Source organism: Caballeronia sp. BR00000012568055, assembly GCF_029439455.1.
Classification (GTDB): Bacteria; Pseudomonadota; Gammaproteobacteria; order Burkholderiales; family Burkholderiaceae; genus Caballeronia.
In genome coordinates, this window is sequence record NZ_JAQFVG010000081.1 from 1 (window position 1) to 3,231 (window position 3,231).

Sequence of the window (3,231 nt, forward strand, 5' to 3'; positions counted from 1 at the left end):
TAAACGCATGTTCGGCGCACCTTGCCAAATCAAGAAGCCTTGTTCGGCTTTGGGCGACTATCGAACAATGTTGCCTCTCGAAGCATCCCGCTGTTTCTCCGCCTGAACGTAGATCAATGTCGTCTGCAGCGACGCATGCCCGAATCTTAAAAACGACGTCCAACGGTACTTTCTCGGCAGCGGCATGATGCCGAAGGTGCTGAAAAGCATGCGGAGAGCTATCCATCAGAGGCTTTATCTCCACGACTGAGAGATTGTGCATCCCTGTAATGAGGCGGTTCATTGCTCATTCAAACATTTTGTTGATGCCGTCGACGTGATAGGCGAGCACGTTACTCATAGCATACTTTTTTGGCCGAAGGGTTGTGGCCATTCCCGTGACTTGTCGGCGACATCGCTTCACTCCGCAACGTTTAGAAGCAAGCGCACGCATGATAACTACTGACACGAACACAACCGTCGTTACCTTGCCGCTAGTACCCGTAGTAAGCACGCCAACGTTCATACGCCCTGTATTGATGCCATTCTTGTCGTTCGCGCCACTCACGCTCTCGCCAGTCTTCGCCATAAATAACCGGCGCGGGAGGCGGCTCATAGATAACAGCGGGCGGAGGGGGCGCGTAATAGACCGGCGGTGGGGGAGGGGGCGGTGCATAGTAGACCGGCGGAGGTGCAACGTAGACGGGCGGGGCATAACCAAAACCGATTCCGACAGTCACGTGAGCGGACGCATCGATGTACGCACCGGACAAACCCATGCCAAGCAGCACGCTCAACAAAGTTGACACTCGTTTGATACCAACGCCGAGACGCTTGAAGTCGGTGTAGCGGACCATGACAGCTCCTGTGGATCTGGACTATCAACGCTTCGCGCCTTGGGTCCGTGGACACTAAAGATGTAAGTGTCTATCGCGAATGGATGCCTCCAAGCGGCATGGTTATAAGCAAATGGCGCCTTAGCCCTCTTCGCCAGCTTTGTCGGATTTGGGCCGGCGATAGAAAGAGGCCGCCTCACGCAACATCCGCTGTTTTTCCGCCTGAACGTAGATAGAGGTCGTTTGTAGTGATGCGTGACCGAGGATCTTCTGCACCACGTCGAGCGGCACCTCTTCGGCCGCCGCCAGCGTGCCGAAGGTGTGCCTGAAAGCGTGCGGCGAGGTGCCACTGAGAAGCTTGATCTCCTCGACCGAGAGGGTGCTCGCCATGCCGGCGATGAGCCGCTTCATCGCCCATTCGACCATGAAGTTGATCGTATCCGCGTGATAGGCGAGGGGCGCGCCATCCGCGTGCTTTTTTTGCGCTTCCTTCCCCGGCGGAATAAAAATCGGCGCGAGCAGAGGGCCGGCGGTTCCACTGTGGAAGTCCTCGCCACGATCCCGCCAGTGCGCAGTCAGCGCGGCGATGGTGGCCGGACTCACTGGAACCGTTCGCTCCTTCTTTCGTTTCCCGATCACCAGCAATTGCCACACGACCTCCACGCCGTCTCCGTGTGGGGTGGGTGCCAGGCGTTCTCTTCGAGCCGACGCAAGCTCCTCGCGTCGAAGCCCTGAATCGGCCCCCAACAGCAACGCCACGCGTACCGACCGCCAATAGCGCGCATCCTCGCGCAGACATTGGTCGTCGATGAAGCCGCGCATGCGCTCCCACAAGATGGCGGGGAGGGCGCGCTCGACATGAAGCTCGCTTTCACGCACGATGCGGATGGGATCCGAGACGACGGTCCAAGGATTTCCTGCCAAATAGCGGACGTCCACCAGCCACGCAAATGCCGCACGAAGCGCGCGCACCGCATATCGCTGACTTTCTGAACTCAACCCGCTCTCCGAAAATGGCCGCCAGCGACCGCTTGCACGTGACTGTCGCGAACCAACGAAAGCGGGCGAGGGCGCCTTGAGGAAGTCGCGATACGCCTCGCAATCGTCAGCGAGGAGAGAACTCAACGGCTTGCGCCTCACGGTCACGGCCCAGAGCAGGAACCGCTCGAGTTCCTTGGTATAGGCGCGCAAGGTCTTCGGCTGCTCGCGATAGCGATGTAGATAAGCTCGAACCGCCTCGAGGTCGTTGTGCGCCGTGATGTATGGAAAGCTGGCGTGGCGGTTGAGGCCGGATTCGCCCGATAGTTCACCAGGTAGTCGGACGCGTTCTAGCGGTGCCAGGACACTCGAATCCGTATCAATCGTGATGAGTGCGCTATCGGGTGCCGAGAAAGGATCGTCTAGCGAGATGTCTGTGGCGATATGCAGCCCGATCAGCGCCTCGTTCTGGCGTAGCCAGGACACGATGTGCCGCGCACGACCGGGGCCGATGCGTGGCACGGCGCGCCACCAACTTCCGCCGCGCCGATTACAGAAATCCACGAGTTCGGCCAGCGTGCGGATCCCTGCATCGTTCAAACGCCGCGCAACTAATGGTCTGAACCAGAGGCCGACCCCGTGCGATGCCTCGGGCTTGGCCACTGCCAATAGGGCGGCCTGCTCGACCATCTTGAGCGTCACGGCCGTGAGCCTTGCGCTGCCATGGGCTTTGGCCGATGCCTTGAGGTGATCGGCCAGCACCGACGAACCGTGCTCGAGCGCGAGATCCACCAGTTCGGCTTGCATGCGCCGCAAGTATGACTCGACCCAGCCTGGCGTTGCTTCGTTGCCGTTCTCGTCTTCGGAGAAATACAGGCGCGCGATCGTCGCGGCCGGCACGCGCTGGACGAACGCCCGCAGCGCCGCGAAGTGATTCCTGGTGTATGACGCTCGACTTTTCGTGACGGGTCGCGCTTGATTCGCCATATGCCGCTTTTCCGTGGTTCGCCGGGAGGCCCGTCTGGACGGGACGTAGATGCCCTACCCCCTGATTTTACCCATTAAACTCATGCCTGATAATACCGATTATCAGGCATGATTGAATGTACAGTCTTGTCGGGTACAATCAAAAAGCGCTGCGAAAGGAAGTCCAATCAAATTCGTCGTTTCGACCTCTTTTGCTACAAATGCTTACTCAACTCGACGAAATCGCGCACTTATTCTGCGTAAAAGAGTCACAAAGTACGGCGGGAACGCCCGAAGCCATCTTCTGTTACGACCTAAAAACCGGCAACCCGCTTGGTCGCGCTCTTGGAACGATCGACGGAGTCTTTTTGCCCAGGGATGCAGTGTCCGCCGGACGCGACCCGTTACGGGACGTCAAAGTTGTTCACTCGCACCCCAACTCGCTCAGTCACGTCAGCCTCAGTGACGCAGA

3 protein-coding genes are annotated in these 3,231 nt (G+C 58.7%); 1 reads left to right on the forward strand and 2 read right to left on the reverse strand.

Annotated features, from left to right (window positions below; all coding sequences use genetic code 11):
* Nucleotides 1–473: 473 nt before the first annotated feature.
* Entirely contained in the window at nucleotides 474–758 is a 285-nt protein-coding gene (locus P7F28_RS05810) for a hypothetical protein (RefSeq protein WP_277183540.1), read from the reverse strand.
* 198 nt (nucleotides 759–956) lie between these two features.
* Entirely contained in the window at nucleotides 957–2,780 is a 1,824-nt protein-coding gene (locus P7F28_RS05815; RefSeq protein ID WP_277183538.1) for a site-specific integrase, read from the reverse strand.
* A 116-nt stretch (nucleotides 2,781–2,896) separates the two neighbouring features.
* Between P7F28_RS05815 and P7F28_RS05820 the strand changes: the two genes are divergently transcribed.
* Nucleotides 2,897–3,231, forward strand: a 335-nt coding sequence (locus P7F28_RS05820) for a hypothetical protein (RefSeq protein ID WP_277183539.1), incomplete at its 3' end; no start/stop codon positions are given.

Coding starts and splice junctions, on each gene's coding strand:
- P7F28_RS05810 (WP_277183540.1), bottom strand. CDS start 758: ATGGGTTTGTCCGGTGCGTACATCGATGCGTCCGCTCACGTGACTGTC.
- P7F28_RS05815 (WP_277183538.1), bottom strand. CDS start 2,780: ATGGCGAATCAAGCGCGACCCGTCACGAAAAGTCGAGCGTCATACACC.